The 20,823-nt window shown below is 62.2% G+C and carries 27 protein-coding genes and 2 pseudogenes; 4 read left to right on the forward strand and 25 right to left on the reverse strand.

Features of this window, described 5'->3' with window-relative positions; translation table 11 throughout:
• From ACK5NW_RS11305 to pyrC, 6 genes are all read right to left on the reverse strand, one after another.
• The coding region (locus ACK5NW_RS11305) for a transposase (RefSeq protein ID WP_416928081.1) at positions 1 to 560 on the reverse strand (560 nt) is incomplete at its 3' end.
• Between the two features lie 236 nt (positions 561 to 796).
• Complete coding sequence (locus ACK5NW_RS11310; RefSeq protein ID WP_416928082.1) at positions 797 to 1,804, reverse strand: hypothetical protein; 1,008 nt, start codon at positions 1,802 to 1,804, stop codon at positions 797 to 799.
• 315 nt (positions 1,805 to 2,119) lie between these two features.
• Positions 2,120 to 2,989: a protease HtpX gene (gene htpX / locus ACK5NW_RS11315; RefSeq protein WP_416928084.1), complete on the reverse strand. Its 870-nt coding sequence runs from the start codon at positions 2,987 to 2,989 to the stop codon at positions 2,120 to 2,122.
• 167 nt (positions 2,990 to 3,156) lie between these two features.
• Entirely contained in the window at positions 3,157 to 3,972 is an 816-nt protein-coding gene (locus ACK5NW_RS11320) for a DUF3025 domain-containing protein (protein ID WP_416928086.1), read from the reverse strand.
• Between the two features lie 143 nt (positions 3,973 to 4,115).
• Complete coding sequence (locus ACK5NW_RS11325) at positions 4,116 to 4,985, reverse strand: NYN domain-containing protein (protein ID WP_416928088.1); 870 nt, start codon at positions 4,983 to 4,985, stop codon at positions 4,116 to 4,118.
• Positions 4,986 to 5,017: 32 nt separating this feature from the next.
• Positions 5,018 to 6,061, reverse strand: coding sequence for a dihydroorotase (pyrC, locus tag ACK5NW_RS11330; protein ID WP_416928090.1), 1,044 nt, complete (start codon positions 6,059 to 6,061; stop codon positions 5,018 to 5,020).
• 232 nt (positions 6,062 to 6,293) lie between these two features.
• Between pyrC and ACK5NW_RS11335 the strand changes: the two genes are divergently transcribed.
• The 3 genes from ACK5NW_RS11335 (at position 6,294) to ACK5NW_RS11345 (ending at position 9,302) form a co-directional block, all read left to right on the forward strand.
• Entirely contained in the window at positions 6,294 to 6,851 is a 558-nt protein-coding gene (locus ACK5NW_RS11335) for a TRAP transporter small permease (RefSeq protein ID WP_416928092.1), read from the forward strand.
• A gap of 28 nt (positions 6,852 to 6,879) precedes the next feature.
• On the forward strand, positions 6,880 to 8,178 hold the full coding sequence (locus ACK5NW_RS11340; protein WP_416928094.1) for a TRAP transporter large permease: 1,299 nt from the start codon (positions 6,880 to 6,882) through the stop codon (positions 8,176 to 8,178).
• 80 nt (positions 8,179 to 8,258) lie between these two features.
• On the forward strand, positions 8,259 to 9,302 hold the full coding sequence (locus ACK5NW_RS11345; protein ID WP_416928096.1) for a DctP family TRAP transporter solute-binding subunit: 1,044 nt from the start codon (positions 8,259 to 8,261) through the stop codon (positions 9,300 to 9,302).
• Positions 9,303 to 9,371: 69 nt separating this feature from the next.
• Here ACK5NW_RS11345 and ACK5NW_RS11350 read toward each other — a convergent pair whose 3' ends face one another.
• The 6 genes and pseudogenes from ACK5NW_RS11350 to ACK5NW_RS11375 all read right to left on the reverse strand — a co-directional run bounded on the left by ACK5NW_RS11350 (position 9,372) and on the right by ACK5NW_RS11375 (position 13,295).
• Positions 9,372 to 10,013, reverse strand: coding sequence for a hypothetical protein (locus tag ACK5NW_RS11350; protein ID WP_416928097.1), 642 nt, complete (start codon positions 10,011 to 10,013; stop codon positions 9,372 to 9,374).
• A 79-nt stretch (positions 10,014 to 10,092) separates the two neighbouring features.
• Complete coding sequence (locus ACK5NW_RS11355) at positions 10,093 to 11,001, reverse strand: pirin family protein (RefSeq protein WP_416928099.1); 909 nt, start codon at positions 10,999 to 11,001, stop codon at positions 10,093 to 10,095.
• Between the two features lie 64 nt (positions 11,002 to 11,065).
• Positions 11,066 to 11,371, reverse strand: coding sequence for a GNAT family N-acetyltransferase (locus tag ACK5NW_RS11360; protein WP_416928101.1), 306 nt, complete (start codon positions 11,369 to 11,371; stop codon positions 11,066 to 11,068).
• A gap of 39 nt (positions 11,372 to 11,410) precedes the next feature.
• On the reverse strand, positions 11,411 to 11,989 hold the full coding sequence (locus tag ACK5NW_RS11365) for a hemerythrin domain-containing protein (protein ID WP_416928103.1): 579 nt from the start codon (positions 11,987 to 11,989) through the stop codon (positions 11,411 to 11,413).
• A 148-nt stretch (positions 11,990 to 12,137) separates the two neighbouring features.
• Positions 12,138 to 12,254 (reverse strand): annotated as a pseudogene (locus tag ACK5NW_RS11370) (hydrolase); the annotation flags it as partial.
• Between the two features lie 138 nt (positions 12,255 to 12,392).
• Complete coding sequence (locus ACK5NW_RS11375; RefSeq protein ID WP_416928105.1) at positions 12,393 to 13,295, reverse strand: pirin family protein; 903 nt, start codon at positions 13,293 to 13,295, stop codon at positions 12,393 to 12,395.
• 229 nt (positions 13,296 to 13,524) lie between these two features.
• On the opposite strand from ACK5NW_RS11375, the gene ACK5NW_RS11380 reads away from it, so the two are divergent.
• Entirely contained in the window at positions 13,525 to 14,535 is a 1,011-nt protein-coding gene (locus tag ACK5NW_RS11380; RefSeq protein ID WP_416928106.1) for a LysR substrate-binding domain-containing protein, read from the forward strand.
• Here ACK5NW_RS11380 and ACK5NW_RS11385 read toward each other — a convergent pair.
• From ACK5NW_RS11385 to ACK5NW_RS11445, 13 genes and pseudogenes are all read right to left on the reverse strand, one after another.
• Positions 14,526 to 15,032, reverse strand: coding sequence for a peroxiredoxin (locus ACK5NW_RS11385; RefSeq protein WP_416928108.1), 507 nt, complete (start codon positions 15,030 to 15,032; stop codon positions 14,526 to 14,528). The genes ACK5NW_RS11380 and ACK5NW_RS11385 overlap by 10 nt on opposite strands.
• 167 nt (positions 15,033 to 15,199) lie before the next feature.
• Positions 15,200 to 15,469: a 30S ribosomal protein S17 gene (gene rpsQ, locus ACK5NW_RS11390; protein ID WP_416928110.1), complete on the reverse strand. Its 270-nt coding sequence runs from the start codon at positions 15,467 to 15,469 to the stop codon at positions 15,200 to 15,202.
• 9 nt (positions 15,470 to 15,478) lie between these two features.
• Complete coding sequence (gene rpmC / locus ACK5NW_RS11395; RefSeq protein ID WP_416928112.1) at positions 15,479 to 15,676, reverse strand: 50S ribosomal protein L29; 198 nt, start codon at positions 15,674 to 15,676, stop codon at positions 15,479 to 15,481.
• Between the two features lie 17 nt (positions 15,677 to 15,693).
• Entirely contained in the window at positions 15,694 to 16,110 is a 417-nt protein-coding gene (rplP, locus tag ACK5NW_RS11400) for a 50S ribosomal protein L16 (protein WP_416928114.1), read from the reverse strand.
• A 3-nt stretch (positions 16,111 to 16,113) separates the two neighbouring features.
• Positions 16,114 to 17,031: a 30S ribosomal protein S3 gene (gene rpsC, locus ACK5NW_RS11405; RefSeq protein WP_416928116.1), complete on the reverse strand. Its 918-nt coding sequence runs from the start codon at positions 17,029 to 17,031 to the stop codon at positions 16,114 to 16,116.
• Positions 17,032 to 17,051: 20 nt separating this feature from the next.
• Positions 17,052 to 17,381: a 50S ribosomal protein L22 gene (rplV, locus tag ACK5NW_RS11410; protein ID WP_416928118.1), complete on the reverse strand. Its 330-nt coding sequence runs from the start codon at positions 17,379 to 17,381 to the stop codon at positions 17,052 to 17,054.
• A gap of 12 nt (positions 17,382 to 17,393) precedes the next feature.
• Positions 17,394 to 17,669, reverse strand: a complete 276-nt coding sequence (rpsS, locus tag ACK5NW_RS11415; RefSeq protein WP_416928120.1) for a 30S ribosomal protein S19 — start codon at positions 17,667 to 17,669, stop codon at positions 17,394 to 17,396.
• A 12-nt stretch (positions 17,670 to 17,681) separates the two neighbouring features.
• The gene (gene rplB / locus ACK5NW_RS11420; RefSeq protein WP_416928122.1) at positions 17,682 to 18,509 is read right to left on the reverse strand and encodes a 50S ribosomal protein L2; all 828 of its coding nucleotides are present in this window, start codon (positions 18,507 to 18,509) and stop codon (positions 17,682 to 17,684) included.
• A gap of 3 nt (positions 18,510 to 18,512) precedes the next feature.
• Positions 18,513 to 18,848 (reverse strand): 50S ribosomal protein L23, encoded by a 336-nt coding sequence (rplW, locus tag ACK5NW_RS11425; protein ID WP_416928124.1) that lies wholly within the window; start codon positions 18,846 to 18,848, stop codon positions 18,513 to 18,515.
• Positions 18,845 to 19,465 carry a 50S ribosomal protein L4 gene (gene rplD / locus ACK5NW_RS11430; RefSeq protein ID WP_416928126.1) on the reverse strand — a complete coding sequence of 207 codons (621 nt, stop codon included), beginning with the start codon at positions 19,463 to 19,465 and terminating at the stop codon, positions 18,845 to 18,847. Before rplD ends, rplW begins: the two co-directional genes overlap by 4 nt.
• Before the next feature lie 3 nt (positions 19,466 to 19,468).
• On the reverse strand, positions 19,469 to 20,149 hold the full coding sequence (gene rplC, locus ACK5NW_RS11435) for a 50S ribosomal protein L3 (RefSeq protein WP_416928128.1): 681 nt from the start codon (positions 20,147 to 20,149) through the stop codon (positions 19,469 to 19,471).
• 186 nt (positions 20,150 to 20,335) lie between these two features.
• The gene (gene rpsJ / locus ACK5NW_RS11440; RefSeq protein ID WP_416928130.1) at positions 20,336 to 20,647 is read right to left on the reverse strand and encodes a 30S ribosomal protein S10; all 312 of its coding nucleotides are present in this window, start codon (positions 20,645 to 20,647) and stop codon (positions 20,336 to 20,338) included.
• A 12-nt stretch (positions 20,648 to 20,659) separates the two neighbouring features.
• Positions 20,660 to 20,823: pseudogene (locus ACK5NW_RS11445) on the reverse strand (elongation factor Tu); the annotation flags it as partial.

A 20,823-nucleotide genomic window follows, 5' to 3' on the forward strand; every position in this document is an offset into this window, starting at 1 on the left:
TCCAGGTCTTTCTGCCTGCGCTTGGATTGGCTCCAGTCTTCTGGTGTCTTGCCTTGTTCGAGCTGCTCTTTGTCGGCTTTGCTCAAATGCTGGATGGGCGCTGAGACCAAGGTGGCATCGATGGCCTGGCCACCTCGGGCGATATAGCCGTGCTGACTCAGTTGGCTGTCCACGCCCTGGAAGATGGCGGTGGCCCCATCGACGCCAATGCGCTGCGCAAACTGCCAGATGGTGTTGCGGTCGGGGACGTTGGCTGAGCTTCCAGGCAGGCAAAAGCGCTTGAAGCTCATGCGGTCGAGCAGCTGGTACTCCACCTGCTCGTCTGACAGGTTGTACAGGCGCTTCAACAACAAGATGCGCACCATCACGGCTGTGGGGTATGGTGGGCGACCGCCTTTGCTGCCATCGGTGCGGGGATACAAACCATCGATCAGGCCCGCCAGATGCTCAAAGTCGATGTGCCGCGCGATCAGCTCCAGGGGATCGCCCAGTACATCAATCTTGCGCTTGTGGGCGTCGTCGGCGACTAGGTCGTGCTTCAGGGCACTGCGCAGTTTCATCATCATGCGGGTAGGGGCGTCTTGGGCTGCGGTTGGATGGCGGAGGGTTTTTAGAGGTTCCCTAACAGTGCCCTCAAACGGGCCGCTGCAAGCAGCGGCCGCTTAGCTCCACGTTAGGTTTCAAAGGAGAAATTAGTTCTTATCCGTTTCTTCAGACCCCCTCAATACCTGCGCCAATCAATCCTGATTTCATAGCTGCTCACGCCCACTGAACTAGCGCCAGCGCCACATTTAGCTCATAAAACCAGCTCCCACGACGCAGGCACCAGGCTGCCATCGTGCCCGGCCTCGGCTTTGACTTTGCGCAGGTCGATCATGCGGCCATGCAGCCACAGCTGGCCCAAATCCTGATCCAGATCGGCCGCGCGCGGGCCACCAGCCGAGCGCAGCGGCTCTTTGCCGTACACCTGCGAGAAAAAGTTGAGGTAGCCAAACACCGCCTTGCCCAGGCGCACCGGCATCATCAGCGTATCTTTCAGCGCCGTGCCGGCCTGTTCGTGCGCGGGCTTTTCGACCGGGCGACGAATGGCGTACAGCGATCCGTCGCGCCCGGCGCGCGGGGCCACATGGTCATAAGCGGCATCGTCCAGCACGGTGTCGATCTCGCCAGTGGCGAAGTTCAGCCGGTTGACCACCGCGTGGCCCAGCGCCACCACGTAACCGGCTTGCGGGTGGCGCGCCACACCCATCGACTGGTACACCAGCGCATTGGGCAGGCCCCAGATGCGCGAGGGCGCGACGTCGATGCAGTCGCCGCTGGTGACGCTGCCGCGGTGGTTGCCGTCTTCGTCGTACACGTCCAGGTGCGCGGTGCCGTCGGGCTGGGCGTTGGACAAAATCAATCGCCGGGCGTCGGCATCAAAGGTCATGCCCAGCACTGGCGTGGCGCTGCGGTGGAACAGGCGCACCTCGCGCTGCTCGTCAATGTGGTAGCGAAACAGCCCCACGCTGCCGACCACCTGCAACAGGTAGTAGATGACGCCCGGCTCGCCCGCCGTGCAGGCGGCGATGAAGCGCGGCGGTGCCAGCACACCCGGCGCAGCCCCGCGCTGGCCCCACAGGCGCGCGCCGGACAGCATGCCCTGGTTGCCCTCTTCGCGCTCGGCGTATTTCCACGACGTGTTGCGGCGACTGTTGGCGTCGCGCTCGATCAGCTCACGCGCAAAACGTGATTCGATGGCCAGCGGCGGCTGGCCGTCGCGATGAACGTTCAACTCGCCGCCAGCGATGGACAGCATCTGCATGGGCACTCCAAAAAAAGGGGTGCCCGCAGTGTACAAAGTAAAAGTCCCGGCACCACCGGGGTGCCGGGACTTTTACTTTGATAGCAAACTGTACTTTATGCACAAGCGCTGAGGGCTGATTTGACACCTGTTCCGACAAGACTGTCCGCAGGCCCTCGCCCCAACCTTCTCCCGCCAGCGGAAGAGGGAGAAAAGGCCGCGGAGCAGGCCACGCCAGCAAACGCCGGCGGCGGACCGGCGCCGACGACTGGCGTTGTCCCCCCTCGCGCAGCAAGAGGGGGAAGGCGCGTTAGCGCCTCAGGGGGTGCGTCCTTTTCAGGGGGTGTAGGCTTTCAATGCCGCGATCCGCTCCTCCATCGGCGGATGGGTGGCAAACAGCTTGCCGATGCTGCCCGCAATGGCCATGGATTGCAGGTTTTGCGGCATCTGCTGGCCTTCGGCGTGCAGGCCGCCCAGACGCGCCAGGGCATTGATCATCGACTGCGGCTGACCCATCAGCCGGGCCGAGTCACGGTCGGCGCGAAACTCACGCTGGCGCGAGAACCAGGCCACCACGATACCGGCCAGAAAGCCGAACAAGATGTCCAGCACGATGGTGGTGACGTAGTAACCGATGCCAGGGCCTGAGCTGTCGCTGTCGCGGCGCAAAAAGCCATCGACCAGCGAGCCGATGACGCGGCTGGCAAACACCACAAAGGTGTTCATCACCCCCTGGATCAGCGCCATGGTCACCATGTCGCCATTGGCCACGTGGGCGATTTCGTGGCCGATCACGGCCTCGACCTCCTCGCGCGTCATGCCGCGCAGCAGGCCGGTGGACACCGCCACCAGGGCCGAATTTTTGAACGCACCGGTGGCAAAAGCGTTGGCCTCGCCCTCGTAAATGCCCACTTCGGGCATGCCGATGCCGGCCTGATCGGCAAACTTGCGCACGGTCTCGACGATCCACACCTCGTCGGCATTGCTGGGCTGGTTGATGATTTTCAGGCCCATGCTCATCTTGGCAGCGGTCTTGCTCATCAGCAGCGAGATGATGGCCCCCGTAAAGCCCACCACCAGCGAGAACACCATCAACTGCACGGTGTTGGTGCCGGTGTAGCGGCCCAGGCCGAACAGCGACGAAATCAAGCCCACCACGGCCATCACGGCCACGTTGGTCAGTACAAAAAGCAGAATGCGTGTCATCAAAGACCCTCAAGGTGCTGAATAAAAGAGCCTGTGCATAGACTGGCCCCAACGCTGAAAGTTGCGGCAGATTGAAGCATATTCAAGCCACTGGCGTACCAAGCACGGGAATTGGCTTGGTGTGCAAGGTGCAGCTTCTGGGCAAAATTTGCAAGCCGAATAGGCTTTTATGGCTGCTCCATCTTGCATAAAAAGCTATAGTTTAAATAGCAAAATCGCCGCATCTGCGCCCGCAGCGGGCGAAACACCGTCGCATCGTCATAAAACGCCGCATCGCCGTTGGCAGCCCACCAGCCGGGCACACCCAGCACGGGCAGGGGCGCAAACGGTTTGGCACGCAGACGCTCGGCATCCAGATGCGCGGCCAGCCAGGCGTCGGCAACATCCAGCGTGGTCAGCCCTGGTGGTGCGTACAGCACGTGCACGGTGATGGATTTGTAGGGCGCAAGCAGTTTTTCCAGCGCCGCATGGCCCAGCAGCCACAGGTGGACGCTGCCCCACAAGGGACGCAGTGTGCCAAACACATCGCTCCAGCGCCGATCCGCCAACGCCTGCCACAAGGGCGCGGGAGCGGACAGCAATGCGCCGTTTTCATCCAGCACCGTCAGCGCATCGCGCACCGCACCGCGCCGGGCCTGCACGCCATCGCGGGCAATTTCAGCCGCTTGCAAGGCGTTCATGCGCGCCTTGGCACGGGGCAAGGCATGCCAAACCAAGCCATTGAAAAAGTCGTGTGCGTTATCACGCGTGGGCACCCGGCGTTGCTCGGCAATGAACTGCTCGTACGCACGCCCTGCGGGCAGGTGGTGCTGGCCAACAAAGCCCACCGACGGCGGCACGCCTGCGCTGCTGGGCGGGGCCGTGCTCAAGGCGTCAGCCACCGTGCGGCCCGCCTGCCACGCAGCCAGCACCGGCTGGCCCCACGGAGCCAGCGGCGCAAACCAGGGCTGCGCCCAATCCACGGCAGACGGCGTATCGGTCATGGAGCTGCATTGTGGCAAAGCCGTCGGTGGCGCGGCGCAAGAAAAGCACCAGCGGCAGGCCCACCTGCCCTGTGCCCTGTGCCCTGTGCCCTGTGCCCACGCACCAGGCATCACGCGCACGCGGCGCGCACCTGCTCACCACATCAAGGCAGCCGTTCCAGCCGAACTTGCTTGGCCTGGCCACTGACAGGCAGCACTGTAAAAAACGCCGGATACTTGCGAAACAACTGGTGCAGCGGCGCACTGCCCGTCTTGACGCCGCCATCGCGCAGGGGTGTACCCAGTTGGTTCAGTTGCCTGACGGTATGGGGGTTCCACTTGGGCAGTGTGGCCAAAATCTTGCGCACCGCCTCGCGCTCGGCGGCGGTGATTTGGGGTACCGGTTTGGCCTTGGGTGCCACAGGTGCAGGCACCTGCGCAGCGGGCTTTACAGCCCCTGTAGATGAGGGTTGTGCGGGCGATGGCTGCACAGCCATCTTGGCAGTCGCCGCAGGTTGTGGCGTTGCCACTGGTGGCGGCACAGGCGGGGCAGGCAGCGCATCAAAACGCACCACGCGGTCGTAAAACGGCACCATGGCCTCGAACGCAATCGACAGGCGGGCAAAACAGGTGACTTCACAGCCCAACTCGCGCAAAACCAACGACAGCGGTGCAAAGTCGGCATCGCCCGAGGCAATGCCAAAGCGGCGCACGCCAGATTGAAAGTGCAGCCGCATCGCATCCACCACCAAGGCCGCGTCTGTGGTGTTTTTATTGAGTGGCAAGCAGGGTATCAACTGCGCTCCCAGCTCAAGCCACACCGACTTCAACCCATCGCTGTAGAGCAGCTTGGCCGCGCCATGCACGTGGCAGATCGGGTGCTTGCCTGCGTGTTGGGAAAACTGACCGTGAATGGCCCGCAGTTGGCCAGGGTCATGAAAGTTGTCTGCATCGATCAGCAACGCGCCGCGCCCAGTATTGAACGCGGCGTGCGCTTGTGCCGCGTGGGCTTGTGCAGCGTGCATTTGCGTCATCTCCAGCCTCCCGGCAAAACCAGGTTGCCCCTTTACACCAGCCGCCAGTCCAGCGGCTCGCCCCCTGCCAGCGGCTTGAGCACTGCGTCGCCAAACGGGTAGTTCTCGGGCGGCGTCCACGCTTGTTTGCGCAACGTGATGTGGCCGTTGTTGCGAGGCAAACCATAGAAATCGGCCCCGAAAAACGCGGCAAAGCCCTCCAGCTTGTCGAGCGCGCCCGCTGCCTCGAAAGCGCTGGCGTACAGCTCCAGCGCGGCGTGGGCGGTGTAGCAGCCGGCACAGCCGCTGGCGTGTTCTTTCAGTTGCGCCGGGTGTGGGGCGCTGTCGGTGCCCAGAAAGAACTTGGGCGACCCGCTGGTGGCGGCTTGCACCAGCGCCTGGCGATGCGCCTCGCGCTTGAGCACGGGCAGGCAGTAGTAGTGCGGGCGAATGCCGCCTTGAAAGATGGCGTTGCGGTTGTAGAGCAGGTGGTGGGTGGTGATGGTGGCAGCGGTGAAGGCATCAGCGCTGGCGACGTACTGCGCGGCCTCTTTCGTGGTGATGTGCTCGAAGACGATCTTCAGCTCAGGGAAGTCCTTGCGCAACGGGATCAGCACGTGGTCGATGAACACGGCTTCGCGGTCGAACAAATCGATGTCAGGGTCGGTCACCTCGCCGTGCACCAGCAGCTTCAGGCCCGCGCGCTGCATGGCTTCGAGCGTTTGATATGTCTTGCGCACGTCGGTCACGCCCGCGTCGCTGTTGGTGGTGGCCCCAGCGGGGTAGAGCTTGAGGGCGACGATGCCCGCATCTGCTGCCCGCGCGATTTCCTCGGGCGGCGTGTTGTCGGTCAGGTACAGCGTCATCAGCGGTTCAAACACCACGCCAGCAGGCACCGCCTGCACAATACGCGCTTTATACGATAGCGCCTGCGCGGTGGTGGTAACTGGCGGGCGCAGGTTGGGCATGATGATGGCGCGGCCAAACTGCGCCGCCGTGTGCGGCACCACGGCCGCCAGCGCCGCGCCGTCGCGCACGTGCAGGTGCCAGTCGTCAGGGCGGGTGATGGTGAGGGTTTCAGGAGCGGTGGTGTTCATGCGCAAATTTTCGCATTCAAGTGCGACGGCGCTTGTGCCGACGCATCAAGCGCCCATCGCATCAGGGTTTGCATGGAAGTCTGACAAGACCTGCGGCGGTATTGCTCCATGTCGAGGCCAGTAAGATAGGCGCTTCGCGGCGACTACAGGCCGCGTTGTGTTTTGCACCGTTGTTTTTCACCGTCGTTTTGCGCTGTTTTTGCGCTGTTTTTGCGCCGTTGCTCGCCGTCCCATGCCTGCCCCGAACACCCCGCCTTCTGAGGAACCTGTCCGCCCGCGCGTGCCGCTGGCGATCGAGGATTGGCTGACCGTGATCATCATGGCGCTGCTGGCGCTGATCACGTTTGCCAATGTGCTGGTGCGCTATTTCACCGATGTGTCGTTTGCATGGACGGAAGAGGTGTCGGTGTTTTTGATGATTTTGCTGGCCCTGGTAGCGGGCAGCGCCGCGGTGGCGCGCAACCGGCACATCCGCATCGACTACTTTGCAGGCAGCGGCTCGCCCCAGCGCCAGCGCGCACTGGCCAAGTTTGGCGCAGCAGCGGTGGCGCTGCTGTTCGCGCTGATGACCGTGTTGTCGGCCCGTGTGCTGATGGACGACATCAAATGGGGCGAAACATCGCCTGGCATTGGTGTGCCGCAGTGGTGGTACACGATGTGGCTGCCGATTTTTTGCGCTGCCATCACGCTGCGCGCGGTGGGGCTGTGGCTGCGCGGCGGACGCGCCGCCGCAGACAGCGCCGACCTGCCCACCTCGCCCGAAGTTCTGGACGAGGAGCGAGCGCCATGAGTGCCGCCGCGCAGCGTGGGGGCCTGTTTTGATCGCCACGCTGCTGTTTGCCCTGTTCATCATCACCATGCTGCTGGGCGTGCCCATTGGCGCGGCGCTGGGGCTGGCGGGCGCAGCGGCGATTGCGCTGGCCAATGCCGAAACGCCCTGGTTCGGCCTGCTGGCCGCGCCGCAGAACTTTTACGCGGGCCTGGGCAAATACCCGCTGCTGGCGATTCCGATGTTTGTGCTGGTGGGGTCGATCTTCGACCGCTCGGGCGTGGCGGCGCGGCTGGTCAACTTTGCCACCGCCATCGTCGGGCGCGGGCCGGGCATGCTGCCGCTGATTGCGATTGGCGTGGCCATGTTCATGGGCGGCATTTCCGGCTCAGGCCCGGCCACGGCGGCGGCGGTGGGCGGGGTGATGATCGTGGCCATGTCGCGCGCCGGGTATCCGGGCGCGTACTCGGCCAGCGTGGTGGGCGCGGCAGCAGCCACGGACATTCTGATTCCGCCCTCGGTGGCCTTCATCGTTTATTCGGTGCTGGTGCCGGGCGCGTCGGTGCCTGCGCTGTTTTCGGCGGGTGTGGTGCCCGGTGTCATGGTGGGACTGGCACTGATCGTGCCCGCCGTGTGGATGGCACGCCGCCACGGCATGGGCGTGCACGAGGCGGATTTGCCACGCCCGCCTTTTTGGCCCAGCCTGCGCGAAGCGGCCTGGGGCCTGGCCGCACCGGTGGTCATTCTGGGCGGCATGCGCGCAGGATTTTTTACCCCCACTGAGGCCGCCGTGGTGGCCGTGTTTTACGGCCTGTTCGTGGGCATGGTGGTGCACCGCACGATCAAGGTGCACGACTTGTTGGCCATCCTGCGCGAATCGGGCGAGCTGTCGGCGGTGATTTTGCTGGTGGTGGCGCTGGCGGGCATCTTTGCGTTTTCACTGTCCACGCTGGGTGTCATCGACCCGATTACCCAGGCCATTGTGCAGTCGGGGCTGGGTGAACATGGGGTGCTGATACTGATCGTGCTGTTGCTGGTGGTGCTGGGCATGTTCCTCGACGGCATTTCGATCTTTCTGATTTTTGTGCCGCTGATGGCCCCGCTGATGCAGCATTACCAGTGGAACCCAGTGTGGTTTGGCGTGCTGCTGACGCTGATGGTGGCCATGGGCCAGTTCACGCCACCGCTGGCGGTGAACCTGATGGTGTCGTGCCGCATCGCGGGCGTCAGCATGGAACACACCGTGCGCTGGGTGATGCCCTTGGTGCTGTCCATGGGGTTGGTGGTGCTGGCCGTGATCGTGTGGCCGCCATTGGCTCTGTGGCTGCCGACCTGGCTGGGCTATTGATGATGTTTTTGGCTTCTGGCGCTTGGTTACACTGGCGCGAGCAGCTATTTTTTGTGTAGCAACCTGAGGAGATGAAAGCCATGACACTTCGCCGAACCGTGCTGACCCTGGCCGCCGCTGCCACCGCCGCGCTGACGCTGGGCACTGCGCTGCCTGCCGCCGCGCAGAGCAACTACAAATCCGAATACCGCATGTCGCTGGTGGTGGGCACTGCCTTCCCCTGGGGCAAGGGCGGCGAAATCTGGGCCAACAAGGTGCGCGAAAAAACCAATGGCCGCATCAACATCAAGCTGTACCCCGGCGTGTCGCTGATCCAAGGGGACCAAACGCGCGAATTCAGCGCGTTGCGCCAGGGCGTGATCGACATGGCCGTTGGCTCCACCATCAACTGGTCGCCGCAGGTCAAGCAGCTCAACCTGTTCTCGATGCCGTTTTTGATGCCCGACTACGCCGCCATTGACGCGCTGACGCAGGGCGAGGTGGGCAAAGACCTGTTCAAGACGCTGGAAAATGCAGGCGTGGTGCCACTGGCCTGGGGTGAGAACGGCTACCGCGAGCTGACCAACTCCAAGCGCCCGGTGCGCACGCCGAATGACCTGAAGGGCCTGAAGATCCGCGTGGTCGGCTCACCGCTGTTCGTCGACACCTTTACCGCATTGGGTGCCAACCCCACGCAAATGAGCTGGGCCGACGCCCAGCCCGCCTTTGCCAGCGGCGCGGTGGACGGGCAAGAAAACCCGATGAGCATCTTCACCGCCGCCAAGCTGCAAAACGTGGGCCAGAAAAACGTGACCATGTGGGGCTATGTGGCCGACCCGCTGGTATTCGTGGTGAACAAAGACATCTGGAACAGTTGGACCCCGGCCGACCGCGAAGCCGTGCGCCAGGCCGCCATCGAGGCGGGCAAGGAAGAAGTCGCCATCGCCCGCAAGGGCCTGGCCGAGCCGGGTCAACCTTTGATGAAAGACATTGCGGCCCTGGGTGTGAACGTGGTGCAGCTCAGCCCCGCCGAACGCGACGCCTTTGTCAAAGCCACCCGCTCGGTCTACAACAAGTGGAAAGGCCAGATTGGCAACGACCTGGTGACCAAGGCTGAAAAAGCCATTGCGGCGCGCAAACCGTAAGGTGCCTGCCCTAACCGCAAAAAGCCCCGCCATGCGGGGCTTTTTCATGGCCGCATTGGGTGGGCGCTATCAAGGCTTGCCATCAAGTCGTGCTTTGATTTTGTCCGTCAACTGGTGCCAATGCTCTTGCACCTCGCTGCTCCACGCTTCCAATTTTTCTTTCCACTCGGCGCGCTGCTTGTCGCGCAGCACTTGGCGGGCCTGCTGGGCGGCGGCGTCCTGCGCTTCGGCGGCGGCTTGCACTTCGGCATACACCGCATCGGTGGGGCGGCGCAGTACCACGGCATCCAGTTCCTTGGCCAGGCCATCGACCACCTCCACCGCGGCTTCTTCCACGTGCGCGAACAAGGCGGTGGCGCCCGGCGGCACGGCGCGGGTGATTTGCTCGACCAGGCTCAAGCGCGTGCCCAGCGCATCGGCCGAGGCCATGCTGCCCAGCAGCGCCCCGGTGGTGCCCAGCATCAGCACGCCCAGCGGCCCGCCCAAAACGCCCAGCAGGCCACCCAGCATGGAGCCGACCAGTGGCGCATTGGCCACCGCCCCGTTGCCATAGCCATCTTTGAGTTGCAACCGACCGTCGGCATGGCGCTCGACCACGGCAGCGGCAATGACTTGCACGCGGCCTTCGGCGGCAGCTTGCTTTAACTCGGCCAGCGCTTGGTATGCCTTGCTGGTTTGCTCAAAACTCAATAGCACGATGTTGTCTTGCATGGTGGTTTCCTCATCTGTTCGGGCAAGGTCAGATTCGCGCGCTGCAAAGAGTGTTTGGCCATTCCTGTCCAAACGCTTGTCATGCGTCTTTGAGCCGCACACCCTCCAGCGAAGGGGCCACCAGTGGCTGGGCCGTGCTGCCCGGGCGCACGGGGCCAAAGCGCCCCCCGTGGTCAGGGTACGCCTTCCAGGCGGCCAGGGCTTGCGCCATGTCATCTTGTGTGCGTCCGACGAAGTTCCACCACAGCAGAATGTCTTCGCCAAACGGTGCACCGCCCAGCACCAGCAACTGGGCCGAGCCGTCGGCGGTCACTTGCAGCGCATCGCGGCCGGGGGCCATGTACAACAGCTCGTCCTGCCCGAGCATCTGGCCTGCCACACGCGCTTCGCCGCGCAGCACCAGCACACCGTATTCAAAGCCCGGCTCCAGCGGCAGTGTGGTGCGGGCCGCGTCTTGGCTGTTCAGGTCAATGCCGACCAGCGGGCTGTAGATCTGCGTGGGTGCCGTCAACCCCAGTGCTTGGCCTGCCAGCACGGTGGCGACAAAGCCGCCCGTCTCGATGGTGGGCAATTCGGGGTAATTGCAAAATGCCGCCTTGCGCTGGCGTTCGGCCTCGGGCAGGGCAATCCACAACTGCGCCGCGTGCAGGCGGGTGCCGTCGGTCACGCTGTCTTCGGTGTGCACCACACCGCGCCCGGCGGTCATCAGGTTGACCTGGCCGGGGCGCACGATTTGCTCATACCCCAGCGAATCGCGGTGCATCACCTCGCCTTCGATCATCCAGGTGAAGGTTTGCAAACCGATGTGCGGGTGCGCGCCCACGTGCATGCCTTTGCCGGGCTTGAACTGCACCGGCCCGGCGTGGTCGAGAAAGCACCACGCCCCCACCATGCGGCGTTCGCGGTGCGGCAAGGCGCGGCGGATGGGCGTGTCCTCGCCAACGATGGCCGCGCGCGTGGCGTGGCGCTGGATCAGGGATTCGGGCATGAGCGGCAATCTCCTTGGTAAAAGCTCAAATTCAAACAACAGGCGGGCAGGCCAGGCAGCCACATCACCCCAGCGTGGCACCGTGGGCCAGCGAATGGGCCTGGTATTCGGGGTGCTTGTCGATGTAGGCTTTGACGAACGAGCAATCGGGGCGCACCTTCAGCCCGCTGGCCGCGGCGTAGTCCAGGACGTACTTCACCAGCCTGCTGCCCACACCCTGGCCGCCCAGTTCTTTGGGCACGATGGTGTGCAAATAGGCCATGCCGCCAGGAAAGCGCTCGAACACTTCATAAGCCATGTGCTCGCCCACGTGCAGCTCAAAGCGGCTGTCGGCTTCGTTGAGAATGACTTGGGGCATTGGGTTGGACATGGTGGGATCTCCTGAAAAGGTGGGGCCGATGGCACCGGCTCAAGCGGCACGTTGCTCGCGCGCGCCCAAGGCCAGCAGCGGAATGACGAGGTCTTCCTCGTCGGCCAGATGCTGCAACAACAGGGTACCGCATGCCAGCGCGGCGCGCGCGATCTCGTGTGCGCACTGCCAGGCCGCTGCCTCAGCCGGGTTGGCGCGCGCCAGTTGGCCTTGCAAGTGGTGCAGCGCACGCACCGATTCGTCGATGCGCTGGTGATCACTCTCCAGCAGGTCAAAGCCCGCCGCCATGCGCGGCGCGGCGCGGCGGAAGGCGGGAAAGTAATGCTGGTCTTCCAGCCGGTGGTGCCCATGCAAGTGACCCAGGTGCGCATCCAGCAGGGGCAGGGTTTGTTGACGAAAGCCCATCCAGTCCACTTTCTTGTCCAGCCACTGCTGGCTCAGCACTTGCAAGCGGCTTTGGCCTTGGCGCAGGCTTTCGTGCATGGACAGCCACACGCCCGCTGTGCCGTGGGCGGCCTCGGCCTGCCAGCGAGCACGCGGCAGGCGTTCCAGCAGATACAGCAAATCTGGTGTCAAGCGGGACGGTGCATGGTTGGCGGCTTGCGGTGTAGCAGGCATGGGGAAAGCTCCTTTCGCAGCACGACCGAGCGCGTCGGTCGTTTGCAAAACGGCACCTGCGCGACCCAGCAGGTGCCATGGTTTCGGTTAAGGCTTATTGGGTTAAAGCTTATGGGCGCTGCGAATCCAGTGGCTCGTTGTTCTTCACCATCGGCATATCACCCACGGTCTGGAACAGGCCGCTTTGGTGGTCGATTAGCAGCATGGCGGCGTCGGCGGGGTTGATGATGGGCTTGGTGCCATTGAAGTTGGCGGGGGCAGACATGAAGTTTTCTCCTTGAGTGGGTGGGATGGCCATCAACACCATCACATTCATGGGGGGTGAGCCACGTTGAAGCGCCAGGGCCGAGGCTCACTCCCGTGTGCCCGGCTCTGACATTAACCGCTTCGAGCGGGTAACTGCTTACTGCACGCGGCCAAAGCGACCACTGTTGAAGTCATTGACGGCCTGGCGAATTTCAGCCTCGCTGTTCATCACGAACGGGCCATAACCCACCACTGGCTCATCAATCGGCTCACCGGCCAGCAGCAGCAGCCGGGCATCGGCAGCGTCAGCCTCCAGCCGCAAACCGGTGCCGTCGCGCCCCAGCGTGACCAATTGGCCCGCACTGGCGCTCTGGCCGTTGACCTGCACCGTGCCGGACTGCACCAGCACCAGCGTGGTCCAGCCTGCGGGCTGAGGCAAGTCAGTGGCCTGCCCGGCGTTCAGCCGCACGTCCCACACGTTCATGGGGGTGTAGGTGTCGGCCGGGCCGGGTGTGCCATCCAGCTCACCCGCAATCACGCGCACCTGGCCTGCACCATCGGTCAGCGCCACATTGGCGATCTGATCAGCAGCAATGCCTTGATAGTGCGCCGGGGTCATTTTGTCCTTGGCGGGCAGGTTGACCCACAGTTGCACCATCTCGAACGGGCCGCCCGACTGGCTGTAAGCAGCGGAGTGAAACTCCTCGTGAATGATGCCGCCACCGGCGGTCATCCACTGCACGTCGCCCTTGCCAATCACGCCGCCTGCGCCGGTGCTGTCGCGGTGCTCCACCTCGCCGTCGTAGACGATGGTCACCGTCTCAAAACCCCGGTGCGGGTGCTGGCCCACCCCCCGGCGGTGGCCGCTGTTGGGTGAAAACGTGGTCGGCGCGGCATAGTCCAGCAGCAGGAAGGGGCTGCGTGCGGCCACGCCAGAGCCGTTGTAGCCAAACATGCCTTGCACCGGAAAACCATCGCCCACCCAGTGGCGGCCGGGGGCGCTTTGCACCTGTACGACGGGCTTGAAGGTTGTGGTGTTGATGGTGGTCGTGGCAGTCATGGACTGATCTCCTTTGCACTAGATACCGCAACGGGGTGTTGGGCATAGATTGAACTTTATAGGAGAACAATACACTTGATAAGATGCTTAAATTTCCACTTAGAGTTCCACCTGTAGAACTATAAACAAGCAGTGGAGCTACATTTTGCTCTCCAACTCATGGCAAGCATCGCTCTTCAGTGATGCAACTGAAAGCCCATTGACCTCTTGACCTTCTGAGCACTGAACCATGCACGACCTGAACGATCTGGCTTATTTTGCTGCCGTGGCCGACCACGGCGGGTTTGCCGCTGCCAGCCGCGCGCTAAACCTGCCCAAATCCAAACTGAGCCGCCACGTAGCCCAACTGGAGCAGCGCCTGGGCGTGCGCCTGCTGCACCGCACCACGCGCCGCTTTGCCATCACCGAAGTAGGCGATGCCTTTTTGCGCCATTGCCACGCCATGCTGGCCGAGGCTGAGGCCGCCGAAGCACTGGTGCAGGCACAAACCATCGTGCCGCGCGGCACGGTGCATGTATCGTGCCCGCCCGCGCTGCTGCACTACGCGGTGGACGATATGCTGGTGCGGTTTTTGAACGCCTGGCCGCAGGTGCGCCTGAAGGTCGAGGCCACCAACCGCAATGTTGATGTGTGGCAAGACGGTGTGGACTTTGCCTTGCGGGTGCGCCCACGCGGCGGTCTGGCTGCTGCCGACGAGGTGGTGCGCCCACTGGCACTCAGCCCCCATGTGCTGGTGTGCGCGCCTGCATTGCTGACCAACGCGCCACCGCCCCAAACTCCGGGCGACATGGCGCGTCTGCCCACACTGGGCCTGGGCAATTCCCCCGACGAGCACCATTGGTCATTGAGTAGCCCTGACGGCCAGCCCATCGCCCTGCCGCACCAGCCCCGGCTGGTGGCCGATGATGCAGCCGCTTTGCTGCGCGCCACATTGCAAGGCGTTGGGTGCGCGGTGTTGCCGCAGTTGATGGCGTTTGAACACCTGCACAACGGCAATTTGCTGCGCCTGCTGCCCGATTGGGCACCTGCTGCCGGGCTGGTGCAGGCCGTGTACGCCAGCCGCCGCGGCATGCGCCCGGCGGTGCGCCAGTTGCTGGACGCACTGGCCAGCGGTTTTGCCGATTTGGTGGTGCAGGGGCGCTGCCTGGCTGCGCCCAGCAGCGATGCCCCGCAGGCCAAGCAGCCCGCAGCGCGCCCACGTCGCAACCCGCACCGGGTGGCGCGAAAAGCTCAGCCCTGAACTTGCGCCAGCAAGGTGGCCCCATCGCTGACTTCGTGCTTGCCGGGTGCCTCAACATTCAGGGTCACCACTTTGCCGTCTTTAACCAGCATGGAATAGCGGTTGCTGCGCAGACCCAGCCCTTTGCCGGTCAAGTCCAGCGTCAGGCCGGTGGCCTTGGCAAAAGCCGCATCGCCATCGGCCAGCATGCGGATCTTGCCCATCGTTTTCTGGTCGCGCGCCCAGGCACCCATGACAAACGGATCATTCACCGACAGGCACCAGATTTCGTCCACGCCTGCGGCCTTGAAGGCATCAACGCGCTCCACAAAGCTGGGCACGTGCTGGGCCGAGCAGGTGGGCGTGAATGCGCCGGGCACGGCAAAGACCGCCAGTGTTTTGCCGACGGCGGCCTGCGCCACATCGACCGGGTTGGGGCCTAAGCTGCAACCCTCGCCCTCCACCTCAGAATATTCAGCCAGCGTGATGGCGGGCAATGCATCGCCAAGTTGGATCATGGTGCGTTCTCCTTGCAATGAATGGTTCAATTCAATTGGTGTTGCTGCACCATTGACAGCAGCCCAAAACAAAACAGCCCACAAATTGTGGGCTGTTTTGAGTGGGCCTGCCTGCCAGCGCCTGTTTGGACGTGACAGCTACAAGGACATTGCCCGATCAAGAAAGATCAGACGGCTGCGGCCTTTTGCACCAGGCGGGTGGCCACCCAGTTCTTGGTTTTGGACAGCGGGCGGCTTTCGGTGATCTCGATCAAATCACCCAGCTTGTACTCACCGTTTTCGTCGTGGGCGTGGTACTTGGACGAGCGGATCACGATTTTGTCATAAATCGGGTGCTTGACACGACGTTCGATCAGAACCGTCACGGTTTTGGCGCGCTTGTCGCTGACGACTTTGCCGATCAGGGTGCGCTTGAGGGAGGGTTTGGTTTCCGTCATGGTCACTCCTTACTTGGCAGCGGCTTGCTTTTCAGCAATCAGCGTCTTGGCGCGCGCGATGGCGCGGCGTGTTTCACGCAACTGGTTGTTGTTGGCCAGTTGCTGTGTGGCCTTTTGCATGCGCAGGTTGAAATGGGCCTTTTGCAGATCTTTGACTTCGGCTTGCAGGCCAGCCACGTCTTTCTTGCGCAGTTCAGCGGTTTTCATCTGATGGTTCCTTCTGATTACTGGCCGATCATGCGGGACACGAACGTGGTGCGCAGCGGCAATTTGGCAGCAGCCAGAGCAAACGCTTCGCGCGCCAGCGCCTCGGGCACACCGACGATTTCGTACAGCACCTTGCCGGGCTGGATTTCGGCCACGTAGTACTCGGGGTTGCCCTTGCCGTTACCCATACGCACTTCAGCGGGTTTGGTGGAAATGGGCTTGTCGGGGAACACGCGAATCCAGATGCGGCCACCACGCTTGACGTGGCGTGAAATGGCACGACGGGCAGACTCGATCTGGCGCGCCGTCAGACGGCCACGGTCGGTCGACTTGAGGCCGAATTCGCCAAAGGCCACGGTATTGCCACGGGTAGCAATACCGGTGTTGCGGCCTTTTTGCTCCTTGCGGTATTTTCTGCGAGCAGGTTGCAGCATGGTTTACTCTCCTTGAGCGCCGTCCGCTGCTCCAGCGGCTGCGGCGCTGGATTCAGACGCGGGCGCGGCGGCTTGGCGAACGCGCTTAACGGCGGGTTGCGCATCAGCCCCTTGGGCTTCAGCGGGTTTGTCGCTGCCATCGGCAGGTGCGGCGTTGCCACCGCTCGCACGGCGCGGGCCGCCACGACCAGCGCGGTCACCACGGCCATCGCGGTCACGGCGCGGGCCACGCGGGCCACGACGCTCTTCGCCTTCAGGGCGCGGCGTGCTGTCCAGCGATGGCGCATCGTTGCGGCCCAGCGTATCGCCTTTGTAGACCCATACCTTGACACCAATGATGCCGTAGGTGGTCTTGGCTTCGCTGAAACCGTAGTCGATGTCGGCGCGCAGCGTGTGCAGCGGCACGCGGCCTTCGCGGTACCACTCGGTGCGGGCAATCTCGATGCCGTTCAGGCGACCCGACGACATGATCTTGATACCCTGGGCACCGAGGCGCATGGCGTTCTGCATGGCGCGTTTCATGGCGCGGCGGAACATGATGCGCTTTTCAAGCTGCTGGGTGATCGAGTCGGCAATCAGTTGCGCATTGACTTCAGGCTTGCGCACTTCTTCAATGTTGACCGCCACCGGCACGCCCAATTGGTCGGCCAGCTCTTTTTTGAGTTTTTCGATGTCTTCGCCTTTTTTGCCAATCACCACACCCGGACGGGCCGAGTAGATGGTGATGCGGGCGTTCTTGGCGGGGCGCTCGATCAGTACGCGCGAGACGGCGGCGTTTTTCAGCTTGGCTTTCAGGTACTCGCGCACCTTGATGTCTTCGGCCAGCATGCCGGCGAAGTCACGGTTGCTGGCGTACCAGCGGCTGGCCCAATTGCGGCTGACCGACAGGCGGAAACCGGTTGGATGGATTTTCTGTCCCATAGTCTTTCCTGGCCTTTCGATCAGTTACCCACCGTCACGTACACATGGCACGTGGGCTTGGACAGGCGGGCACCACGGCCCTTGGCACGAGCGGCAGAACGCTTGAGCGTCATGCCCTGCTCGACGTAAATGGTCTTGACACGCAGCTCGTCAATGTCGGCACCGTCGTTGTGCTCGGCGTTGGCAATGGCCGACTCCAGCACTTTCTTGATGATGATGGCCGCTTTTTTCTGCGTGAAATTAAGTGTATTGAGTGCCTGATCCACTTTTTTGCCGCGGATCAGGTCGGCGACCAGACGGCCTTTGTCGACCGACAGGCGTACGCCACGAAGGACTGCACGTGTTTCCATGGTCTGCTTCCTTTATTTCTTGGCTTTTTTGTCTGCCGCGTGACCTTTGTAGGTGCGCGTCAGGGCAAATTCACCAAGCTTGTGACCAACCATCTGGTCGGTGACATACACCGGCACGTGTTGCTTGCCGTTGTGCACAGCGATGGTCAGGCCGATGAACTCGGGCAGGATCATCGAGCGGCGCGACCAAGTCTTGATCGGCTTTTTGTCCTTATTGGCCACCGCCTTGTCCACCTTGGCAAGCAAGTGATGGTCCACAAACGGGCCTTTTTTCAAAGAACGTGTCATTTGCGGTGATCCTTATTTCTTCTTGCGACGCGAAACAATCATGCTCTGCGTACGGCGGTTGTTGCGGGTGCGGTAGCCCTTGGTCAGGTTGCCCCACGGATCCACTGGCGCACGGCCTTCACCAGTACGGCCTTCACCACCACCATGCGGGTGATCGATCGGGTTCATGGCCACACCGCGCACGGTCGGGCGAATACCCATCCAGCGCTTGACGCCGGCCTTGCCCAACTGGCGCAGGCTATGCTCTTCGTTGGCCACTTCGCCAATGGTGGCGCGGCACTCGATGTGGATCTTGCGCACTTCGCCTGAGCGCATGCGCACCTGGGCATAAGTGCCTTCACGTGCCAGCAAAGTAGCTGACGTACCGGCCGAGCGGGCAATCTGCGCACCGGCACCAGGCTTGAGTTCGATGCAATGGATGGTCGAACCTACCGGGATATTGCGAATCGGCAGCGTATTGCCTGCGCGAATCGGCGCTTCAGAGCCGCTCATGAGCTGGCTGCCGACTTCCACACCACGCGGGGCGATGATGTAGCGGCGCTCGCCATCGGCGTAGCACACCAAGGCGATGTGGGCCGAACGGTTGGGGTCGTACTCAATACGTTCGACCTTGGCAGCGATGCCGTCCTTGTTGCGACAGAAGTCGACCACACGATAGTGATGACGATGCCCACCACCCCGGTGGCGCACCGTGATGCGACCATTGTTGTTGCGCCCTGCTTTCTGGAACTTCGGCTCCAGCAACGGAGCATAAGGATCGCCCTTGTGCAGGTGATCGCGCGTGACCTTGACCATGGCGCGGCGGCCAGCCGAGGTCGGTTTCATCTTGATGGCAGCCATGGTTTACGCAGCCTCCCCAGACAGGTTCAACTCTTGACCTTCTTTGAGCACGACATAGGCTTTGCGCACGTGGTCACGACGGCCTACGGTGCGGCCAAAGCGCTTGGTCTTGCCTTTGATGTTGGCCACAGAAACACCTTGGACTTCAACGTTGAACAGCAACTCCACCGCAGCCTTGATTTCAGGCTTGGTAGCGTCGCGCAATACCTTGAAAGTTACGGCATTGGATTTTTCAGCCACCATGGTGGCCTTTTCGGAAACGATGGGAGCCACCAGTACTTGCATCAGGCGGCCTTCATCGAATTGGCGTTCGGCGGGAGTGGGGTTGACGCGGCTCATGCGAACATCTCCTTGAGCTTGTCGATGGCACCCTTGGTGACCAGCACCTTCTTGTAGTGCACCAGCGACACGGGATCGGCATAGCGCGGCTCAATGACCAGCACATGACCAAGGTTGCGCGAAGCCAGATACAGGTTTTCATCGACCTCGTCGGCAATTACCAGCACGGAGTCGAGCTTCATGTCCTTGAACTTCTGCGCCAGTTGTTTGGTCTTGGGCGAATCAACCTTCATCGATTCGACCACCGACAGGCGGCCTTCACGCACCAGCTGCGACAAGATGGACGCCATGCCGGCGCGGTACATCTTCTTATTGACTTTCTGGCTGAAGTTCTCGTCCGGACTGTTCGGGAAGGCACGACCACCCCCACGCCACAGCGGCGAAGATGTCATACCAGCACGCGCGTTACCGGTGCCTTTTTGGCGGAACGGCTTCTTGGTGCTGTGCTTGACCTGTTCGCGGTCTTTCTGGGCACGCGTGCCTTGGCGGGCGTTGGCCTGATAGGCCACCACCAACTGGTGCACCAGCGCTTCGTTGTAATCGCGACCAAACAGCGTTTCAGGCGCATCCACTTTGGAAGCGGCCTGACCTTGTTCATTCAAGAGTTCGAGCTGCATGTTTTAAGCTCCCTCTTTGGCAGCAGATGCCTTGGCCTTGACGGCTGGACGCACGGTCACAAAACCGCCACGCGAGCCAGGCACCGCACCTTTGATCAGCAACAACTGACGCGCCTCATCCACGCGAACCACATCCAGGTTTTGCGTGGTGACGGTTTCATCGCCCATATGACCGGTCATCTTTTTGCCCGGAAACACGCGACCTGGGTCTTGCGCCATAGAGATCGAGCCCGGCACATTATGCGAGCGGCTGTTGCCGTGCGACGCACGCTGCGAGCCAAAGTTGTGGCGCTTGATGGTGCCAGCAAAGCCCTTGCCGATGGACGTGCCCTGCACATCCACTTTCTGGCCTGCCGCAAAAACATCGGTCGCAGGCACGACGGCACCGGCCGCATATTTGCCCGCCACGTCGCCTTCCACTCGAAATTCCTGGGTGATTTCACCAGCCTCCACACCCGCCTTGGCGAGGTGGCCAGCTTGCGGCTTGGTCACGCGCGAAGCTCTGCGCGAACCAAACGTGACCTGCAAGGCCACATAGCCGTCGTTCTCTTGGGTTTTGACCTGGGTCACTCGGTTGTTGGACACATCAACCACCGTGACAGGCACTGCATCGCCGTCATCGGTGAACAAACGCATCATGCCCACCTTGCGCCCCAGCAACCCCAATCGATTGCTTTGACTCATTTATTGCTCCTGAACCTTCGCCGCCCCGCGCTTCAATTGGCCGGAACGTTTGGTATGCGAAAGAGAGTTAAAAAAGCTTACCCAAATTTTGGGTAAGCCGTACATTTTAATGCCAACCAGACCACTCTGGCAAGCCAGTGCTGTGTGACCGCCGTTTTTAAGCGACGCCTTCCCACAGATCTTTGTTTATTGCAGCTTGATGTCCACTTCCACGCCTGCTGGCAAATCCAACTTCATCAAGGCGTCCACGGTTTTGTCGGTCGGATCAACAATATCCATCAAACGCTGGTGGGTGCGGATTTCCAACTGGTCGCGACTCGACTTGTTGACGTGCGGCGAGCGCAGAATGTCAAAACGCTTCATGCGCGTAGGCAAAGGCACAGGGCCTCTGACCACAGCGCCGGTGCGTTTGGCGGTATCGACAATCTCTGCCGCCGACTGGTCGATCAGCTTGTAGTCAAACGCCTTCAGGCGAATACGAATTTTTTGCTGGGCCATGGTTGCGCCGCCTTATTCAATGATCTTGGCCACCACACCCGCACCCACGGTGCGGCCGCCTTCGCGGATGGCAAAGCGCAAGCCTTCTTCCATGGCGATCGGAGCAATCAGCTTCACAGTGATGCTCACGTTGTCGCCAGGCATGACCATCTCTTTGTCCTTGGGCAGCTCAATGC

It is taken from the genome of Ottowia sp. (assembly GCF_047975795.1).
Classification (GTDB): Bacteria; Pseudomonadota; Gammaproteobacteria; order Burkholderiales; family Burkholderiaceae_C; genus Ottowia.

Coding starts and splice junctions, on each gene's coding strand:
- ACK5NW_RS11310 (WP_416928082.1), bottom strand. CDS start 1,804: ATGCAGATGCTGTCCATCGCTGGCGGCGAGTTGAACGTTCATCGCGAC.
- ACK5NW_RS11350 (WP_416928097.1), bottom strand. CDS start 10,013: ATGCAAGACAACATCGTGCTATTGAGTTTTGAGCAAACCAGCAAGGCA.
- rplB (WP_416928122.1), bottom strand. CDS start 18,509: ATGGCTGCCATCAAGATGAAACCGACCTCGGCTGGCCGCCGCGCCATG.
- ACK5NW_RS11380 (WP_416928106.1), top strand. CDS start 13,525: ATGCACGACCTGAACGATCTGGCTTATTTTGCTGCCGTGGCCGACCAC.
- ACK5NW_RS11345 (WP_416928096.1), top strand. CDS start 8,259: ATGACACTTCGCCGAACCGTGCTGACCCTGGCCGCCGCTGCCACCGCC.
- rplV (WP_416928118.1), bottom strand. CDS start 17,381: ATGGAAACACGTGCAGTCCTTCGTGGCGTACGCCTGTCGGTCGACAAA.
- rplP (WP_416928114.1), bottom strand. CDS start 16,110: ATGCTGCAACCTGCTCGCAGAAAATACCGCAAGGAGCAAAAAGGCCGC.
- ACK5NW_RS11375 (WP_416928105.1), bottom strand. CDS start 13,295: ATGACTGCCACGACCACCATCAACACCACAACCTTCAAGCCCGTCGTA.
- rpsJ (WP_416928130.1), bottom strand. CDS start 20,647: ATGGCCCAGCAAAAAATTCGTATTCGCCTGAAGGCGTTTGACTACAAG.
- ACK5NW_RS11360 (WP_416928101.1), bottom strand. CDS start 11,371: ATGTCCAACCCAATGCCCCAAGTCATTCTCAACGAAGCCGACAGCCGC.
- rpsQ (WP_416928110.1), bottom strand. CDS start 15,469: ATGACGGAAACCAAACCCTCCCTCAAGCGCACCCTGATCGGCAAAGTC.
- htpX (WP_416928084.1), bottom strand. CDS start 2,989: ATGACACGCATTCTGCTTTTTGTACTGACCAACGTGGCCGTGATGGCC.
- ACK5NW_RS11355 (WP_416928099.1), bottom strand. CDS start 11,001: ATGCCCGAATCCCTGATCCAGCGCCACGCCACGCGCGCGGCCATCGTT.
- rplD (WP_416928126.1), bottom strand. CDS start 19,465: ATGCAGCTCGAACTCTTGAATGAACAAGGTCAGGCCGCTTCCAAAGTG.
- rpsC (WP_416928116.1), bottom strand. CDS start 17,031: ATGGGACAGAAAATCCATCCAACCGGTTTCCGCCTGTCGGTCAGCCGC.
- ACK5NW_RS11385 (WP_416928108.1), bottom strand. CDS start 15,032: ATGATCCAACTTGGCGATGCATTGCCCGCCATCACGCTGGCTGAATAT.
- ACK5NW_RS11335 (WP_416928092.1), top strand. CDS start 6,294: ATGCCTGCCCCGAACACCCCGCCTTCTGAGGAACCTGTCCGCCCGCGC.
- ACK5NW_RS11325 (WP_416928088.1), bottom strand. CDS start 4,985: ATGACGCAAATGCACGCTGCACAAGCCCACGCGGCACAAGCGCACGCC.
- rpmC (WP_416928112.1), bottom strand. CDS start 15,676: ATGAAAACCGCTGAACTGCGCAAGAAAGACGTGGCTGGCCTGCAAGCC.
- ACK5NW_RS11320 (WP_416928086.1), bottom strand. CDS start 3,972: ATGACCGATACGCCGTCTGCCGTGGATTGGGCGCAGCCCTGGTTTGCG.
- ACK5NW_RS11365 (WP_416928103.1), bottom strand. CDS start 11,989: ATGCCTGCTACACCGCAAGCCGCCAACCATGCACCGTCCCGCTTGACA.
- pyrC (WP_416928090.1), bottom strand. CDS start 6,061: ATGAACACCACCGCTCCTGAAACCCTCACCATCACCCGCCCTGACGAC.
- rplC (WP_416928128.1), bottom strand. CDS start 20,149: ATGAGTCAAAGCAATCGATTGGGGTTGCTGGGGCGCAAGGTGGGCATG.
- rplW (WP_416928124.1), bottom strand. CDS start 18,848: ATGAGCCGCGTCAACCCCACTCCCGCCGAACGCCAATTCGATGAAGGC.
- rpsS (WP_416928120.1), bottom strand. CDS start 17,669: ATGACACGTTCTTTGAAAAAAGGCCCGTTTGTGGACCATCACTTGCTT.